Annotated in this window: 13 protein-coding genes; 4 read left to right on the top strand and 9 right to left on the bottom strand. The window is 67.2% G+C overall.

Annotation, left to right across the window (positions count from 1 at the left end; all coding sequences use genetic code 11):
• Positions 1-21 precede the first annotated feature (21 nt).
• The 8 genes from U5760_RS10775 to U5760_RS10810 all read right to left on the bottom strand — a co-directional run bounded on the left by U5760_RS10775 (position 22) and on the right by U5760_RS10810 (position 9073).
• Complete coding sequence (locus tag U5760_RS10775) at positions 22-750, bottom strand: SDR family oxidoreductase (protein WP_322011626.1); 729 nt, start codon at positions 748-750, stop codon at positions 22-24.
• A gap of 37 nt (positions 751-787) precedes the next feature.
• Positions 788-1984: an ABC transporter permease subunit gene (locus U5760_RS10780; protein ID WP_322011628.1), complete on the bottom strand. Its 1197-nt coding sequence runs from the start codon at positions 1982-1984 to the stop codon at positions 788-790.
• A gap of 137 nt (positions 1985-2121) precedes the next feature.
• Positions 2122-2928 carry an ATP-binding cassette domain-containing protein gene (locus U5760_RS10785; protein WP_322011630.1) on the bottom strand — a complete coding sequence of 269 codons (807 nt, stop codon included), beginning with the start codon at positions 2926-2928 and terminating at the stop codon, positions 2122-2124.
• A 73-nt stretch (positions 2929-3001) separates the two neighbouring features.
• Positions 3002-4060, bottom strand: a complete 1059-nt coding sequence (locus U5760_RS10790; RefSeq protein WP_322011631.1) for a sugar ABC transporter substrate-binding protein — start codon at positions 4058-4060, stop codon at positions 3002-3004.
• Positions 4061-4228: 168 nt separating this feature from the next.
• A complete protein-coding gene (locus U5760_RS10795) occupies positions 4229-5212 on the bottom strand; it encodes an AraC family transcriptional regulator (protein ID WP_322011632.1) in 984 nt (327 codons plus the stop codon).
• A 332-nt stretch (positions 5213-5544) separates the two neighbouring features.
• The gene (locus U5760_RS10800; protein ID WP_322011633.1) at positions 5545-5751 is read right to left on the bottom strand and encodes a YbdD/YjiX family protein; all 207 of its coding nucleotides are present in this window, start codon (positions 5749-5751) and stop codon (positions 5545-5547) included.
• 21 nt (positions 5752-5772) lie between these two features.
• A complete protein-coding gene (locus U5760_RS10805; protein ID WP_322011634.1) occupies positions 5773-7860 on the bottom strand; it encodes a carbon starvation CstA family protein in 2088 nt (695 codons plus the stop codon).
• A 217-nt stretch (positions 7861-8077) separates the two neighbouring features.
• Positions 8078-9073 (bottom strand): glycerophosphodiester phosphodiesterase family protein, encoded by a 996-nt coding sequence (locus U5760_RS10810; RefSeq protein WP_322011635.1) that lies wholly within the window; start codon positions 9071-9073, stop codon positions 8078-8080.
• A 128-nt stretch (positions 9074-9201) separates the two neighbouring features.
• Here U5760_RS10810 and U5760_RS10815 point away from each other — a divergent pair, with 128 nt between their 5' ends.
• Both U5760_RS10815 and U5760_RS10820 read left to right on the top strand, forming a co-directional pair.
• A complete protein-coding gene (locus U5760_RS10815) occupies positions 9202-10686 on the top strand; it encodes a cache domain-containing protein (RefSeq protein ID WP_322011637.1) in 1485 nt (494 codons plus the stop codon).
• On the top strand, positions 10683-11324 hold the full coding sequence (locus U5760_RS10820) for a response regulator transcription factor (protein ID WP_322011639.1): 642 nt from the start codon (positions 10683-10685) through the stop codon (positions 11322-11324). The genes U5760_RS10815 and U5760_RS10820 overlap by 4 nt, the downstream gene beginning before the upstream one ends.
• Positions 11325-11376: 52 nt before the next feature.
• Here U5760_RS10820 and U5760_RS10825 read toward each other — a convergent pair whose 3' ends face one another.
• Positions 11377-11976, bottom strand: a complete 600-nt coding sequence (locus U5760_RS10825; protein ID WP_322011641.1) for an ABC transporter substrate-binding protein — start codon at positions 11974-11976, stop codon at positions 11377-11379.
• A 178-nt stretch (positions 11977-12154) separates the two neighbouring features.
• Here U5760_RS10825 and U5760_RS10830 point away from each other — a divergent pair, with 178 nt between their 5' ends.
• Entirely contained in the window at positions 12155-14785 is a 2631-nt protein-coding gene (locus U5760_RS10830) for an MMPL family transporter (protein ID WP_322011643.1), read from the top strand.
• Positions 14782-15762, top strand: coding sequence for a VacJ family lipoprotein (locus tag U5760_RS10835; protein WP_322011644.1), 981 nt, complete (start codon positions 14782-14784; stop codon positions 15760-15762). Before U5760_RS10830 ends, U5760_RS10835 begins: the two co-directional genes overlap by 4 nt.
• Positions 15763-15959: the final 197 nt, after the last annotated feature.

Raw genomic sequence — 15959 nt, forward strand, 5'->3', positions numbered from 1 at the left:
AACAAAGAGACGCTCGGGCGCTCAGAGATCGACGCTGTTAGGCAGGATCACCAGATCGCGTATGGTCACGTTGCGCGGCCGCGTGAGCATGAAGAGTACCGCATCGGCCACTTCCTTCGGCTGCATCAGGCTGCCCGAGGCCAGCGCCTCCTCCATCTTGGCCTTCGGCCAGTCGTCCAGCAGCGCCGTCACGACCGGCCCCGGCGCGACGGCCCCCACCCGCACGCCGTGTTTCGCCACCTGGCGCCGCGTGGTGTGCACGAAGGCCTGCACGGCGAACTTGGAGGCCGTGTAGATGGGCTCCCACACCACCGGCACGAGGCCCGCAATCGAGCTCGTGAAGACGATGTCGCCCGACTTCTGCGCGACCATGTGCGGCAGCACCGCATGCACGGAGCGAAACGCCGCGTTGATGTTGAGGTTCAGCATGCGGTCCCACTCGTCGGGATTGCCCTCCACCACGTCGCCGCCGATATAGGCGCCCGCGTTGGCGTGGAAGATATCGAGTCCGCCGGCCAGTTGAAGAATCTTCGGCAGCATGCCGGACACCTCCGCGGGCCGCAGCAGATCGACTTCCAGTGCGAACGCGTTGGGCCCCAGTTCGGCGCGGCAGGCTTCGAGCCGCGCTTTAGCGCGGTCGATCAGCACGACCTTCGCGCCGTGCGCGACGAGCGTGCGCGCGCATTCGAGACCGATACCCGAAGCCGCACCCGTGATGGCGGCCACCTTTCCCTTCATGGATTCAGACATGAACGACTCTCCAGAATGCTTGGATCGATGCTTGGATTTATGCGCGGCCGTGCGTGACGCGCGAGCGCCGCGCCAGCGAATCGACGATCACGGCGATGGCCAGCACGGCGCCGGTGATCATGAAGCGCAGCGACGACGAGAGGTTCAGCAGCGTGAGGCCGCTTGCGATCGACTGGATCACGATGATCCCGAGCACCGCCGACCACGCGCTGCCGCGTCCGCCAAAGAGACTCGTGCCGCCGATCACGGCCGCCGCGATGGCGTTCAGGTTCACGTCGCCGGTGCCGGCCTGCTGGCTGGCCGAAGCGAGGCGCGCCGCCGTAAGCACGCCACCCAACGCGGCAAAGCCCGCGCACAGCACGAAGGCGCTCGTATAGATGCGGCGCACGTTGATACCGGCGCGGCGCGCGGCTTCGCGGTTGCCGCCCACGGCGTTCATCGAGCGGCCCCAGCGGGTGCGCGTGAGCGCATAGTCCATGGCGATCGCGAGGCCGAGGAAGACGCCGAACATCAGCGGCACGCCGCGCCCGCGGTCGAGGTAGCTCACCACCAGTTCGAGCACCACGGTGATGATCACGCCGCGCGCGAGCAGGAGACTCGCCGAAGGTGCCGAAAGGCGGGCCGCCTTGCGGCGTTCGCGGGTGCGCAAACCGATCAGCACGATCGCGAGACCCGGCAGCAGCGCGAGCAGATGCGAAACGACGGCGGGAATGATCATCAGTTGTCCGAAATTTACCACTGTCGAACCGTAGGGCAGATTGATCGAGCCTTCGCTGCCGAGCACATAGAGCTGCAGGCCGAGGATGGCGAGCAGCCCCGCCAGCGTGGAGACGAAGCTCGGCATGCCGAGCCGGTTCAGCAGCAGCGCATACAGCGCGCCGATCGCCCCGCCCACCACGATGGCGGCGGCGATGGCAAGCAGCACGGGCCAGCCTTCGTTGACCCAGAGCGTACCCACGAGCGCCGAGGCAAAGCCGCTCATCGAGCCCACCGAGAGGTCGATCTCGCCCACCAGCAGCACGCAGACGATGCCGAGCGAAATGACCCCCACCGTCGAGCAGTCGAACAGCAGGTTCACGAGGTTGTCGGCGGAGAGAAAGACCGGGTTCAGGCTCGTGAACACGGTCCAGATGATGACGAGGCCCACGATGACAGGCAGCGAACCCAGATCGCCCGAACGGATCTTGTCCACGAAAGCGGAGAGGCTTTCGCCCACGCCGGCGGCATGCTTCACGCGAACGTCGCTGCGGTCGAGCAGCGGGGACGGCGACGTGGCGCCTGCGGTAGTCCGGGTGGTCGCCCCTGCGGTCCCCGCGGTCCCTGTTGCCCCGGTAGAGGCCCCATGTGTTTCCTTGCTCATGATCGCCCCTTTCATTGAACGTCCTGTTGCGCCTGGCGCCGGCCCGCGCGGCGCGAGACGGCATTCTCGGTCGCGCCGGTGATCGCGGCCACCAGCTCGGCATTGGAGGAATCGGGATAGAAGACGCCGTTGTTGCGGCCGAGGCGCAACACCACGATGCGGTCCGCCACGGCGCGCACGTCCTCCATGTTGTGGCTGATCATGATCACCGCGTGGCCGCGGTCGCGCACGCGCTCGATCAGGTTCAGCACTTCGGCGGTCTGCGCCACGCCCAGCGCCGCCGTGGGCTCGTCGAGCATGATGAGCCTGGGGTCGAGCAGCAGCGAGCGCGCGATCGCCACGGTCTGGCGCTGCCCGCCCGAGAGCGAGGCGACCACGTCGCGCACGTTGGGAATGCGCGCCGACAATTCGTTGAGGAGCGTCCACGCGCGCACTTCCATCTGAACCTCGTCGAGCCGCAGCGGGCTCAGTTCGCGGCCGAGGAAGATGTTCGCGACCACGTCGAGGTTCTCGCACAGCGCGAGGTCCTGGAACACGGTCGCGATGCCGAGGTCGAGCGCCGTGGCCGGGTCGGAGAGCGTGACCTCTTTGCCGCGAAACGTGATCGTGCCCGCGCTCGGCTGGTGGACGCCGGCGAGTATCTTCACGAGCGTCGATTTGCCGGCGCCGTTGTCGCCGACGAGCGCGACCACTTCGCCCGCGCGCACGTCGAGCTCGATATCGGTGAGGGCCGAAACCGCCCCGAAGTGCTTCGAGATGCCGCGCAGGCTCAGTACCAGCTCGCCGGGTGCCGCGCGGGATGGGGAGTTTTCAGTCATGGGAATCACCTGCTGTCTGCTTCCAGAGGAGTCCGGCCGATTTAGACCGGACCCCATTCCTCTGCATACCTGATCAGTTTGCGATACCGAGCGTCTTGCAGCCGTCGGCATAGCGGCCCGTGCACAGGTCCTTCGCGTTCGCGAAGCCCTTGTCCACCACTTCCGACTTGATGTTCTTCGCGGTGATCACGGCGGGCTTGAAGAGCTGCGTGGGCGTGTTGAAGAGCGCAATCTCGCCCTTGGGCTTCTCGCCCGAGAGGAACGCCACGGCCACCTTCGCCGCCGCACCGGCCACGATCTCGCTCGGCTTGAGAATGGTGTTGTACTGGTCGCCCGCGATGATGAGCTGCAGCCCCGCGAGCGTCGCGTCGTTACCCGTGACGGGCGGCACCGGATTGACGCCGGCGGCCTTGAAGGCGGCGATGGTGCCGCCCGCCGTGCCGTCGTTGGCCGCCACCACGCCGACGATCTGCGTACCGAAGCGCGTGATCTGTCCGCTCACCCATTGCTGGGCCTTGGGCGGCGCCCACTCGGGCGTGTCGTACTCGGCAAGCGTCTTGTAGCCGCTGCCGTCCAGCCCTTCGTGAATGCCCTTCTTGATGAGCCCCGCGGCCGCATCGGTGGGCGAGCCGTTGACTTCGAGCACACCGCCCTTGCCGGTGGCGACGCCGCTGTCCTTCAGGTGCTGCACGAGCGACTGGGCGATGGACTTGCCGATCTCCTCGTTGTCGAACGAGACGTAGTAGTCAGCCGGCGTGGAGGGCACGGGCCGGTCGTAGGCGATGACCTTGATGCCCTGGCTTTGCGCAATGTGGACGAGCGAAGCGGCGGCGGTCGAATCGACGGGATCGAGCACGATCACCTTCGCGCCCTGCGCGATCACCGAATTGAACTGCTGCTGCTGCATCGAAGCGTCGGCGTTGGCGTTCTGGTAAAGCACCTTGCAGCCGGCGCAAAGTTTGGCCATCTCCGCCTTGAAGCCGGGGAAGTCGTGCTGCTCGTAGCGAGTCGAGGCGTGGTCGGGCATCAGAAAGGCGACGGTGCCGCTGGGCGCGGCCACGGCCGCGGTCGTGCCCGTCAGCGCGAGGGCCAGTAAGGCGGCGCCGATCAGGGGGGTCGAGAGTCGGGTCATCGGGTGTCTCCGTTATGGGTCAATGTCGATGCGGTCATGCCATCGTTGCTGCCGTCGCTGCGGCCTTCGGTACGCTCCTCGCCGGCTTTCAGCGTGGAGACGCGGGTAAAAGCTGCCCCTCAGCGGTGAGCGAGGCTCGCCGCTGACGCACAGCCGGAACGGAATGCGCTAGCCCGGCGCGTGGGCCTCCGACGGGTCGGGCGCCGCGGGTGCCTCGACCGCTTCGGCCGCGCTGGCCGCGTTGAGTTGCTGCCAGGCTCGCCAGCGCGAAGGGGACATGCCCTTGAGCAGCAGGAACTGGCGGTTGAAATTCGAGAGGTTGCTGAAGCCCACCTGATAGCAGATTTCGGTAATGCTCAGTTCACCTGAAAGTAGCAGCTGGCACGCCAGATTGATGCGCAGGCGGTTCACGTACTGCACGAAGGGCACGCCCGTGTGCCGGCGGAAATAGCGGGAAAAGGCGCTCGCGCTTTGCCCCGCCAGCTCGGCCAGTTCCGTCTCGCGCAGCTCTTGCGAAAGGTTCTTGCCGATGAAGGTCAGCACGTGATTGATGCGCGTGCCTGCGTAGCGCGTGGGATCGGCGCGGTATGCCTCGCTCGCGAGCTTCACGGGCTCCGCGCTGCGCACGAGCAGATCGAGCAGCACCATGAATAGCGCGATGCGGCGCAAGCCCTGCGCGCCCAGCATCTCGCGCATGACCGGTTCGGCCACGGCGCCCGTTCTCGGCGGGAACAGCAGGCCCGAGCGCGACGCATCGAGCAGGGCTTCCACGCGCCGGAACTCGGGAAATGCCTCGATCGTGCGCGCGATGAAACCCGCGTCGAACTGCAGGACAAGACAGCGCTCCTCCACGCGCTCGCCCTGCGGCACGCTGCTCACCCAGTTGTGCGGCAGGTTGGGTCCGACCATCACCAGATTGCCGGGCACGAAATTGCCGATGTGGTCGCCCACGAAATACTTGCCCGTCGTGGCCGTAATGAGGTGGATCTCGTACTCGGGATGGAAGTGCCAGCGCACCGTGCGATACGGATAGCCGTGCGACCACACCTTGAACGACTCGTCGCGCGGCACGGCGACCAGTTCGAGGTCCGGCTGGTCTATCCTGGGTTGGCGCGCGTCCTTCACGGCCGTCGCGTCCTGTGTGGCCTGCATCTGTCGTCCTCCTGCGGCGGTCCGTTCTGGTGCGTTCTGGTGTTCTGGTTCGCGTCGCGGTCGAGCGCCCGTCATGACTCGAAAATTACCCAGGCCGGCGCGTTCCGGCCACTGAAAATAGGACCGCAGACTGATACTTTTTTGCATTCGGGTAAGCCCGCATCGTGCCGGAGGCGTCCGATGTCAACTTTTGTGCAAAGCAACAGCCTGCCCGCGGAGAGCCAAATTCGTTCGGATCCGTCTTGCGCGAGGCCATGAAAAAAGGCGCAACGGCTGTCAAACCGTTGCGCCTTCGTGTGCGCGAATTGCGTGCCGGCTTTTTCAGGCCGGCATCAGCAGCATTTCCCGGCGCCCGTGCCGTAGCGGGCGTTCTGCCGCTCGCGGAAGAATGCCTCGTAGGACATCACAGGCCGGTCCGGATGCGTCGCGCGCATGTGCGCGACGTAGCCTTCGTAGTCCGGCAAGCCGACCATCAGCCGCATGGCCTGGCCCAGATAGCGGCCGGCCGTCTGCACGTTGTCGCGTAGCTCGGAGAACATGGTATGCCTCGCCTCGGTTTGTCAGTGCGCGCCGCCCGCGCGGCTCGCCATGCCGCCGGCCGGCATCGGCTGGTACGGCGTTTCCTGGGTGGTCGGACGCTCGGTCCGGCGCGCGCGTGCAATCGCGATCAGCCCGTACACGACGACGCTGACCACCACGAAGATGAAGAGGCCCGAAAGCGCGGCATCCACGTAGTCGTTGAAGATCATGCGCTGCATCTGCTCGACCGACTTCGCGGGCGCCACGATCTTGCCGTCCGCGAGCGCGGCCGAAAGCTTCTGCGCGTGCGCGACGAAGCTCACCTTCGGGCTGCTGTCGAAAATTTTCTGCCAGCCGGCCGTGAGCGTGCAGATCAAGAGCCAGAGCGTGGGCGCGGCCGTGACCCAGGCGAACTTCTCGCGCTTCATCTTGAACAGCACGACGGTGCCGAGCATGAGCGCAATGCCCGCCAGCATCTGGTTCGAGATACCGAAGAGCGGCCACAGTGTATTGATGCCGCCGAGCGGATCGACCACGCCCTGATACAGGAAGTAGCCCCAGGCCGCCACGCACAGCGCGGTGGCGATCAGGTTCGCGGGCAGCGACTCGGTGCGCTTGAGCGACGGGTGGAAAGTGCCCAGCAGGTCCTGCAGCATGAAGCGGCCCGCGCGCGTGCCGGCATCGACCGCCGTGAGAATGAAGAGCGCTTCGAACAGGATGGCGAAGTGATACCAGAAGGCCATCATGGCCTCGCCGCCGGCCACCTGGTGCAGGATCTGCGCCATGCCCACCGCCAGCGTCGGGGCACCGCCCGCGCGCGCCACGATAGTGGTTTCGCCCACGGCCTTCGCGGTCTGCGTGAGCATGTCCGGCGTGAGCACGAAGCCCCACTGGCCGACGGTATGCGCCACCGCGTCCGGCGTCGTGCCGAGCACGGCGAGCGGCGCGTTCATCGCGAAGTACACGCCCGGCTCGATCACCGAAGCGGCCACGAGCGCCATGATCGCGACGAACGATTCCATCAGCATCGCGCCATAGCCGATGAAGCGCGCGTTGGTTTCGTTGTCGAGCAGCTTGGGCGTGGTGCCCGAGGAGATCAGCGCATGGAAGCCCGAGACCGAACCGCACGCGATCGTGATGAAGAGGAACGGGAACAGATTGCCCGACCAGACCGGACCGCTGCCGTCGATGAACTTCGTGAACGCGGGCATCTTGAGTTCCGGCGCGACGATCAGGATGCCGATGGCGAGTGCGAGGATCGTGCCGATTTTCAGGAACGTGGAGAGGTAATCGCGCGGCGCAAGCAGGAGCCACACCGGCAGCACCGAAGCGATGAAGCCGTAGCCGATCAGGATCCACGTGAGCTGGGTGCCCGTGAACGTGAACATCGCGGCTAGCGTGGGCGAATCGTGCACGTGCTGGCCGAACGCAATGGAGGCCATCAGCAGCACGAAGCCGATGACGGAGATCTCGCCGATGCGGCCCGGGCGGATGAAGCGCACGTAGAGGCCCATGAAGATCGCGATGGGAATCGTCGCGGCCACCGTGAACATGCCCCACGGCGAGTTCGTGAGCGCCTTCACCACGATCAGCGCGAGCACCGCGAGGATGATGATCATGATGAGGAAGGTGCCGAAGAGCGCGATCACGCCGGGGATCGGCCCGAGCTCCATCTTCACGAGGTCGCCGAGCGAGCGGCCATCGCGGCGCGTGGAGAGGAACAGCACCACGAAGTCCTGCACGGCGCCCGCGAACACCACGCCCGCGAGTATCCACAGCATGCCGGGCATGTAGCCCATCTGCGCGGCCAGCACCGGGCCCACCAGCGGACCCGCGCCCGCGATCGCCGCGAAGTGGTGGCCGAACAGCACGTACTTGTTGGTGGGCACGTAGTCGAGCCCGTCGTTGTGGCGCACGGCCGGCGTCATGCGCAGGCCGTCGAGCTGCAGCACGGTGCTGGCGATGAAGCGGCTGTAGAAGCGGTAAGCGATGAGATAGACGCAGATCGCGCAAATCACGATCCACAGTGCGCTGATACGCTCGCCGTGCGCGAGCGCGATGGTGCCGAACGAGAACGCGCCCAGTAGCGCGACGATCGTCCAGACGACGAAACGGGATGTCCGACTCATGACGTCTCCATTTATGTTTTTAGATAGACCCGGCTATCGGAACCGGGCCCGGTGCGCCGGCCTCCCAACCCTCGGGAAGGCATGCGGCGCGGCGCATGGTCGAGGTGCCCATGCCATGGGCACGTAGTATTCGCTTTCGCCCTGCCTGCCACAAGCGCACAACTACGTAAGCGGACTACGTGGAATTACGTAGGACATCGAGGGCAGGCAGTGCGGCTCATGGACAGCGATAGCCGCGCGCCAGCGCTTGCCGCACCGGCACCATCTGGCGCGGCGAATCGGCGAGCACCGCATCCACACCGGCGCACGCGGCGGCCTGGTAGTCGGCGGCATCGTTGACGGCGATGGCAACGAGGTGGACATCGGCATGCGTGCGGAAGCATTGCACGGCGGCGGGGGTCCACAATGTCGCGCCCTTCACCATGGAGCGGCCCTCGCCCAGCGTGAACCGCTCCACGAGTTCCACCTGACGACGAAATTCGAAGGCGGCCCACGTGCCGGCGGGCGGCGGCGCTTCGCACGCTTGCGCGAGCGCGACGGTCGCGAGGCGCTCGCGCGTCGCATCGCGCGACTCGAACTGCCGCGCCTGCGGCCATGCGGCGAAGGCCTGCTGGTAGGCCGCCTCGGTCGAGTAGAGGCGCACGCGGTCCCACGCTTGCGCTGCGTCCAGCACCTTCGCCACGGCCGCGGCCTGCGGTGCGGCCGGCAGCGCCTTCATGTCGAGGATCACGGGCACGTCGGCGGGAATCGCCGCAAGCGCGTCCGCCAGCGTCGGAATGCCCACCGGCGCGGCGCGCCACGGATAGACCTCGTTGCCCGCGGCGTCCTTCGTCTTGAACTGCCAGCCCGCGTTCACGCGCGCGAGTTCGGCCGCCGTCTTCGCGGCGACCGGGCCGCTCGCGTCGGTGAGCGCCGCGAGATCGGCGGGACGGTACAGCACCGGCACGCCGTCGCGGCTCAGTTGCACGGTCAACCAGATGGCGTCGGCGTGGTTGGCGAGCGCCGTGCGGATCGCGGCCAGCGTGTTCTCAGGGGCGTCGCCGGTGCCGCCACGGTGCGCGATGATAAGCGGCACCGCATGGCGCGTCGGTTGCATCGGCGCGGGCGCGGCGCTCGAAGCGCTCGAAGCGCCCGGCGCGCCGGGCCCGCTGGCGCACGCCGTCACCCATAGCGCCGTCGCGGCAAGGCCAGCCAGCAGGGTGCGGGTCGGCATCGGAAATTTCTCCTTCGGATCGTTGAGTTCGAGATGATCGCCGTTCCACAATCCCGATAGATTGCGCGGGCGCCGCCACGGCACCGCGCGCACGGTTATCCTTGCACACCCAGCGTTCAATCGTCGCCATGCCTGCCCCATTTTTCTTCAACGACCGCCTCAAAACGAAGATCTTCCTGCTCGCGGTCGTGCCCTTTCTCGCCGCCATCGCCGGCATCGGGATCGGCGTGCGGCAGCAGGCCACCGCGCTCGCACAGACGCAGCACGCGACGATGGAGGCCGCCTATCTCGCGAGCAAGGAAATCGAGCTGCGCCACTACGTCGAGCTCGCCACGAGCGCGATCGCGCCGCTGTACGAGACCCCGGCCGACGCCACCCCCGACGAGATCGCCACCCGTCAGCGCGAGGCGCTGGCCGTGCTGCAAAAGATGGACTTCGGGACGGACGGCTATTTCTTCGTCTACGACCTGCACGGCCGCTCGCTCATGCACCCGCGCGAGCCTGGCCTGGTGGGCCGCAACCTCTGGGACCTGCGCGATCCGCAAGGCGCGCTCACGATCCAGCAGCTCGTCGCCGCGGCCTCGCGCGGCGGCGGCTACGTGCGCTATCTGTGGAAACGGCCCTCCACCGGCAAGCTCGCGCCCAAGCTCGGCTACGTCGTGCCGCTGCAGCGCTGGGGCTGGATGGTCGGCACCGGCATCTATCTCGACGACGTCGATTCCACGCTCGCGCGCATCGACGAGCGCGCCTCCGCCAACATCGAGCGCACGCTCAAGTGGCTGGGCGTGATCGCGTTGGCGGGCGTGGGCGTGATCGCGCTGGGCGCGCTCGTGCTCAACGTGAGCGAGCACCGCAGCACCGACGCCAAGCTCAAGCGCCTCGCGCAGCAAGTGGTCGAGTCGCAGGAAGAGGAGCGCGCGCGGCTCTCGCGCGAACTGCACGACGGCATCAGCCAGATGCTGGTCTCGGTGAAGCTGCTGCTCGAATCGGCGCTCGCGCGCCTCGAGCGCGGCGAAACGCGCACGCCGGCCGCCGAAGCCTCGCTCGCCACAGGCCTTACGCGGCTTGCCGATACGCTGCGCGAGGTGCGCCGCATTTCGCATGCGCTGCGCCCCGCGATGCTCGACGACCTCGGCCTCGCCGCCGCGCTCGAACAGCTCACGCGCGAGCTCGGCGCCGAGTCGGGCGTGCAGATCGACTTCAGTCAGGCCGGCCCGGCCGCGTCGCCGTTGCCGATGCGCGCCGCCGTCTTGCCCGATGCCGTGAACACGGTACTCTTTCGCATCGCACAAGAGGCGCTCACGAACATCGTCCGCCATGCGCAGGCGCCGCGCGCGACCCTCACGCTCGAGCTGGCCCGCGGCGGCGTCACGCTGACCGTGGCCGACAACGGCCGCGGCTTCAACGTCGAAGAAGCCCAGGCCGACCCGCGCGCGGGCCTCGGCTTGCGCAACATGCGCGAGCGGCTGGAGTCGCTGGGCGGCCGACTGACCTTGAGCTCGCGGCCGGGGCACACGGTGCTCACGGCGTGGGTGCCGGTTGCAGCAACGGCGGCAGCGGGGCCGGCGGCAACGGCAGCCGGAACGACAGCAGCAGGAAAAGAGACATCATGAACGACACGGCCAAACCGGCACGGCTTTTACTCGTCGACGACCACCCGCTCGTGCGCGACGGCCTGCGCGCGCGGCTCGAAGCGGTAACGGGCCTCGAAGTCGCGGGCGAGGCGGGCAACGCCGACGAAGCCATCGCGCTCGCCGCCGCGCTCGAACCCGACCTCGTGCTGATGGACGTGGGCATGGCCGGGATGAACGGCATCGCGCTCGCGGGCCTTTTTCACGAGCGCTTTCCGGCGATCCGCGTGCTGATGCTGTCGATGCACGACAACGTGGAGTACGTGACGGAGGCGGTGCGGGCGGGGGCGAGCGGCTACGTGCTCAAGGATTCGCCGTCGATGGAGATCGTGCGCGCCATCGAGGCGGTGCTCGCCGGGCGGACCTGGTTCAGCGCGGGGCTCGGCGCACGCATGATCCAGGCCTCGGCGAAGGAAACGCCCATCGAGCGCCTCACGCCGCGCGAGCGCGATATTCTCGACGCGCTCGCACAGGGGCTTTCGAGCAAGCAGATCGCGCAGCGCGCGGGGCTTTCGGTGCGTACAGTGGAAACGCACCGGCTCAACCTCAAGCGTAAGCTCGATATCGAAGGCCAGGCGGAACTGATCAAGTTCGCGGTGGAAAACCGCAGGAAGGGCTGAAGAAAGGGCGGCCGCGTTACGTGGGTTCGTGCGACGGCCGCCCTGCGGCGCGTCAGCTGCGCGCGTTGTGATCGACGAGGAACTTGATGAGGCCGTCGATGCCGCCCTTGGCGATCTGGTCGGCGAACTGCGTCTGGTACACCTGGATCAGCCAGGCGCCCATCATGTTGATGTCGTAGATCTTCCAGCCCGTGGCGGTGCGTTCGAGCCGGTAGTCGATGGCGTCGTCGCCGCCGTTGCTGATGACGTGCGACTGCACGACCGTATCCTTCGCGCCCGCCGCCGTATTGGACGGCAGGAACTTGAAGGTCACCTCCGTATCGCGCAGCTGGGCGAGCGAGGCCGCATAGGTCTTCACGAGCAGGAGCTGGAATTGCTCATAGAGCTTTTGCTGCTGGTCCGGCGTGGCCGTGGTCCAGGCCTTGCCGATGGCAATGCGGGTGGTGCGCTGGAAGTCGGTGGCCGGCACAAAATGGGTCTCGACCACCTGGGTGATCTTCCCCATGTCGCCGCCGCGCGCCTGCGGGTCGGCCTGCATCGCCTTCACGGTGCCTTGCACGGCATCCTTGACGATGCTGTCCGGCGAACTCTGGGCATAAGCCGCACCCGACACGAAGGCGGCGGCGAGAAATGCGGTGAAATAACGTTTCATACGCTCATCGGGACAGTAAGATTCAAGCGCCGGGACGCGGCGAGTGGCGACCCGGCGGACCCAGTATAACGGCTTTGCCTGCCCGCCTTGTGTGTACAAGGCGCGCCGGGAAGGGAGAGGCCGGTATACTGACGCGCTTCGCCAGAAAAACCGTCATGGACAGGGCCCCCTCGCCTGTATGCTGAAGCCATTCATCATCCACCTCGTCGCCTGGTCAGTGCGCCGCGCGGCGTGGGTCATCGCACTCGCGCTCGTACTGGCCGCGCTTAGCGGCGTGTACGTCGTCAAACATTTCAAGATCAATACGGATGTCAGCGGGCTCGTCGAGAACGACGCGCAATGGTCCGCGCTCGGCGACGCCATCGACAAAGCCTTCCCGCAGCGCGGCCAGTCGCTGCTCGTGGTGGTCGAAGCCGACGCGCCCGAACTCGCCGACGCCGCCGCCGACAAGCTCGCCGACGCGCTCAGGCAAGATCCGCGCGAATTCAGCGAGATCTCGCAGCCCGCGGGCGGCCCGTTCTTCGAGCACAACGGCCTGCTATTCCCCTCCACGGCCTCGGTGCTCTCGACCACGGGCCAGCTCGTGCAGGCGCGCCCGCTCGTCAACCAGTTGGCCAAGGACCCGAGCCTGACCGGCCTTGCCGGCACGCTCACGACCACGCTGCTGCTGCCGCTCACGATCGGTCAGGTGAAACTGCCCGACATGGCGCACCTGCTCGGCACCGCCGCCGACACGGTCGACGAGGTGCTGGCCGGCAAGCCGGCCGCGTTCTCGTGGCGCGCGCTCGTCGACAAGGACGCGGCGAAGAAACCCGCGTTCGCGTTCGTCACAGTGCAGCCGGTGCTCAACTTCGCGGCGCTGAAGGCCGCCGCGAGCGCCTCCCAGGCGATCCGCAACACCGCCGCCTCGCTGCACCTCGACAGCGAGTACGGCGCCCGCGTGCGCCTGACCGGCGAGCAGCCGCTCGCCGACGACGAATTCGCCTCGGTGGAAGACGGCGCCGCGTTCAACGGCGCGATCACGGCCGTCGTCGTGCTCGTGATCCTCTGGCTCGCGCTGCGCTCGGGCAAGCTGATCGGCGCCGTGCTCGTCACGCTCGTGATCGGCCTCGTCATTACGGCCGCGCTCGGCCTCATGATGGTCGGCTCGCTCAACATGCTCTCGGTCGCGTTCATGGTGCTGTTCGTGGGCCTCGGGGTGGACTTCGGCGTGCAGTTCGGCGTGAAGTACCGCGAGGAGCGCTACCAGGACGAACGGCTCGACGCGGCGCTCCTCAAGACGGCGCGCGTGATCGGCGTGCCGCTCACGCTGGCTGCCATCGCCGTGGCCGAGAGCTTCTTTTCCTTCCTGCCCACGGCCTACAAGGGCCTCTCCGAGCTCGGCCAGATCGCGGGCGTGGGCATGTTCGTCGCGTACTTCGCGAACATGACGGTGCTGCCCGCGCTCATCAGCGTGTTCAAGCCGCACGGCGAGAAGGCCTCGCCCGGTTTCGCGTTCCTCGCGCCCGTGGACAAGTGGCTGGCCGATCATCGCAAGCCGGTGCTCATCAGCACGCTCGTGGTGGTGGTGGGCGCCACGCCGCTGCTCCTGCATCTGCGTTTCGACTTCAATCCGCTGCACCTGAAGGACCCGCACACCGAGTCGATGGCGACGCTGATTGCGCTGAAGGATTCGCCGGTGATCTCGATCAACGACGTGAGCGTGCTCGCGCCGTCGCTCGACGCCGCGGACAAGATCGCCGCGAAGCTCTCGAAGCTGCCGGAAGTGGGGCGCGCCACCACGCTCAGCTCGCTGATCCCCGACGACCAGCAGCAAAAGCTGATGCTGATTTCGAGTGCGGCGCAGCAATTGCTGCCTGCGCTCACGCAGCAGCCGGCTGCGCCCGCCACCGACGCGGTGCGGGTGGACACGCTCAAGCGCGCGGCAAACCAGCTGGCGCTGGCCGCCGGCGATCATCCGGGTCCGGGCGCCGCCGAAGCGCAGCATCTCTCGGCCGCGCTCACGAAGCTCGCGAACGCCGACGCCGCCACGCGCGATCGCGCCGAAAAGGCCTTCAGCCTGCCGCTCAAGCTCGCGCTCGCGCAGCTCGCGCGTCTCTTGCAGCCCTCGCCGGTCACGCGCGAGACGCTGCCGCCCGAAATGGTGCGCGACTGGGTGGCGCCGACGGGCCAGGCGCTCGTGGACGTCGCGCCGCGCGTGCCCGCGGGCGTCGATCCCAACGACGACCAGATGCTCGCGCGCTTCTCGCACGCGGTAAAGGCGGCGGAACCGGGCGCCATCGGCGGCCCGATCTCCATCCTGCATTCGGCGAACGTCATCATTCTCGCGTTCCTGCAGGCAGCGGCGTGGTCGGTGCTGCTCATCACGGTGCTGCTGTGGATCACGCTGCGCCATTTCGGCGACGTGCTGCGCACGCTGATTCCTCTACTGGTTTCGGCGCTCGTGACGCTCGAACTGTGCGTCGTGCTCGGCATCCAGCTCAATTTCGCGAACATCATCGCGCTTCCCCTGATGCTGGGCGTGGGCGTCGCGTTCAAAATCTATTTCGTGATGGCATGGCGCTCGGGCCAGACGGGCCTGCTCCATTCGAGCCTCACGCACGCGGTGCTGTTTTCCGCCGCCACCACGGCCACCGCGTTCGGAAGCCTGTGGCTTTCGCACCATCCGGGCACCTCGAGCATGGGCAAGCTGCTCGCGCTGTCTCTCTTCTGTACGCTGATTGGCGCCGTGGTCTTCCAGCCGGTGCTGATGGGCAAGCCGCGCGTGACAAAACGCACAAGAACGCAACTCCAGGGGATCGACCGATGAACAAAAAACAAGCCGCGCTCACCATGGCGGCGGCGAGCCTGACGATCCTCGTGACGTCGGGCTGCGCCACGGGCCCCAACCGCAAGCCAGAGGATCCGTTCGAACCGGCGAACCGCGCGATCTTCAAGTTCAACGACGTGCTCGACACCACGGTCGCGCAGCCGATCGCCAAGGGTTACCAGAAGGTGACGCCGCAGCCGCTGCGCCAGGCGATCACCAACTTCTTCTCGAACCTGGGCGACGTGAGCAACTTCGCCAACGACCTGCTGCAGCTGAAGATCACCGACGCCACCGAAGACCTCATGCGCCTCGCCATGAACACGACGTTCGGCATAGGCGGCCTGATCGACTTCGCGACGCCTGCGGGCCTGCCCAAGCATCACCAGGACTTCGGCCTCACGCTCGGGCGCTATGGCGTTCCGGCGGGCCCGTATCTCGTGCTGCCGCTGTTCGGGCCCAGCTCGGTGCGCGACGGCATCGGCATGGGTGTGGACGTGAAGTTCAACGTGCTCAACTACATCGAGCCCGCCGTGCGCAATCCGCTGTACGTCGCGCAGTTCGTCAGCGCGCGCGCGGACCTGCTGGGCGCGACCGACCTGCTTTCGCAGGCGGCCCTCGACAAGTACTCGTTCGTGCGCGACGCCTACCGGCAGCAGCGCGAATCGCTGCTGCGCGGCTCGCAATCGGGCAACCAGGCGCTGCCGAACTATGGCGATCCGGGGCAGTCGGGTAGCTCGGGGAATTCGAACGGACTGCCGAATTATGAGGATCCGGGCGATACGGGCGGGGCGGGCGACAATAACGGCCTGCCGAATTACGAGGATCCGGGTGAATCGAGCGCCGCGGCGCCGGCTGCAGCTTCGGGAGCGGCTGCTCCACTGGCTGCGTCGGGCGCTGCGGCGCAGGCGCCTGCCGCCGCATCGACCGCCAACGCCATTGAGAAGCCCGCTGCGCCGGCTCCGGCCTCGGCGCCCTGACCTACGCGGCGAAGCATGCCCGGTCAGATCGCCCCTCAACGAATGTTGGGCGCCTGGCACGCCGGGCTCGAATTTGCAGCTCGCTGTTTGTCAAATTCCGGGGAGCGCGCCACCGCCTCCCCCTCTCCCCACTCGTAGAGACGATCTTCGAGTCGCTCGCGCCGTTGACCTCCCCACCCCGCGGCTGTTGAAACCAA

Origin of the sequence: Paraburkholderia sp. J12, assembly GCF_905220215.1 — a bacterium.
Lineage (GTDB): Bacteria > Pseudomonadota > Gammaproteobacteria > Burkholderiales > Burkholderiaceae > Paraburkholderia.

Coding starts and splice junctions, on each gene's coding strand:
- U5760_RS10825 (WP_322011641.1), bottom strand. CDS start 11,976: ATGAAACGTTATTTCACCGCATTTCTCGCCGCCGCCTTCGTGTCGGGT.
- U5760_RS10830 (WP_322011643.1), top strand. CDS start 12,155: ATGCTGAAGCCATTCATCATCCACCTCGTCGCCTGGTCAGTGCGCCGC.
- U5760_RS10775 (WP_322011626.1), bottom strand. CDS start 750: ATGTCTGAATCCATGAAGGGAAAGGTGGCCGCCATCACGGGTGCGGCT.
- U5760_RS10785 (WP_322011630.1), bottom strand. CDS start 2,928: ATGACTGAAAACTCCCCATCCCGCGCGGCACCCGGCGAGCTGGTACTG.
- U5760_RS10835 (WP_322011644.1), top strand. CDS start 14,782: ATGAACAAAAAACAAGCCGCGCTCACCATGGCGGCGGCGAGCCTGACG.
- U5760_RS10790 (WP_322011631.1), bottom strand. CDS start 4,060: ATGACCCGACTCTCGACCCCCCTGATCGGCGCCGCCTTACTGGCCCTC.
- U5760_RS10805 (WP_322011634.1), bottom strand. CDS start 7,860: ATGAGTCGGACATCCCGTTTCGTCGTCTGGACGATCGTCGCGCTACTG.
- U5760_RS10815 (WP_322011637.1), top strand. CDS start 9,202: ATGCCTGCCCCATTTTTCTTCAACGACCGCCTCAAAACGAAGATCTTC.
- U5760_RS10820 (WP_322011639.1), top strand. CDS start 10,683: ATGAACGACACGGCCAAACCGGCACGGCTTTTACTCGTCGACGACCAC.
- U5760_RS10810 (WP_322011635.1), bottom strand. CDS start 9,073: ATGCCGACCCGCACCCTGCTGGCTGGCCTTGCCGCGACGGCGCTATGG.
- U5760_RS10800 (WP_322011633.1), bottom strand. CDS start 5,751: ATGTTCTCCGAGCTACGCGACAACGTGCAGACGGCCGGCCGCTATCTG.
- U5760_RS10795 (WP_322011632.1), bottom strand. CDS start 5,212: ATGCAGGCCACACAGGACGCGACGGCCGTGAAGGACGCGCGCCAACCC.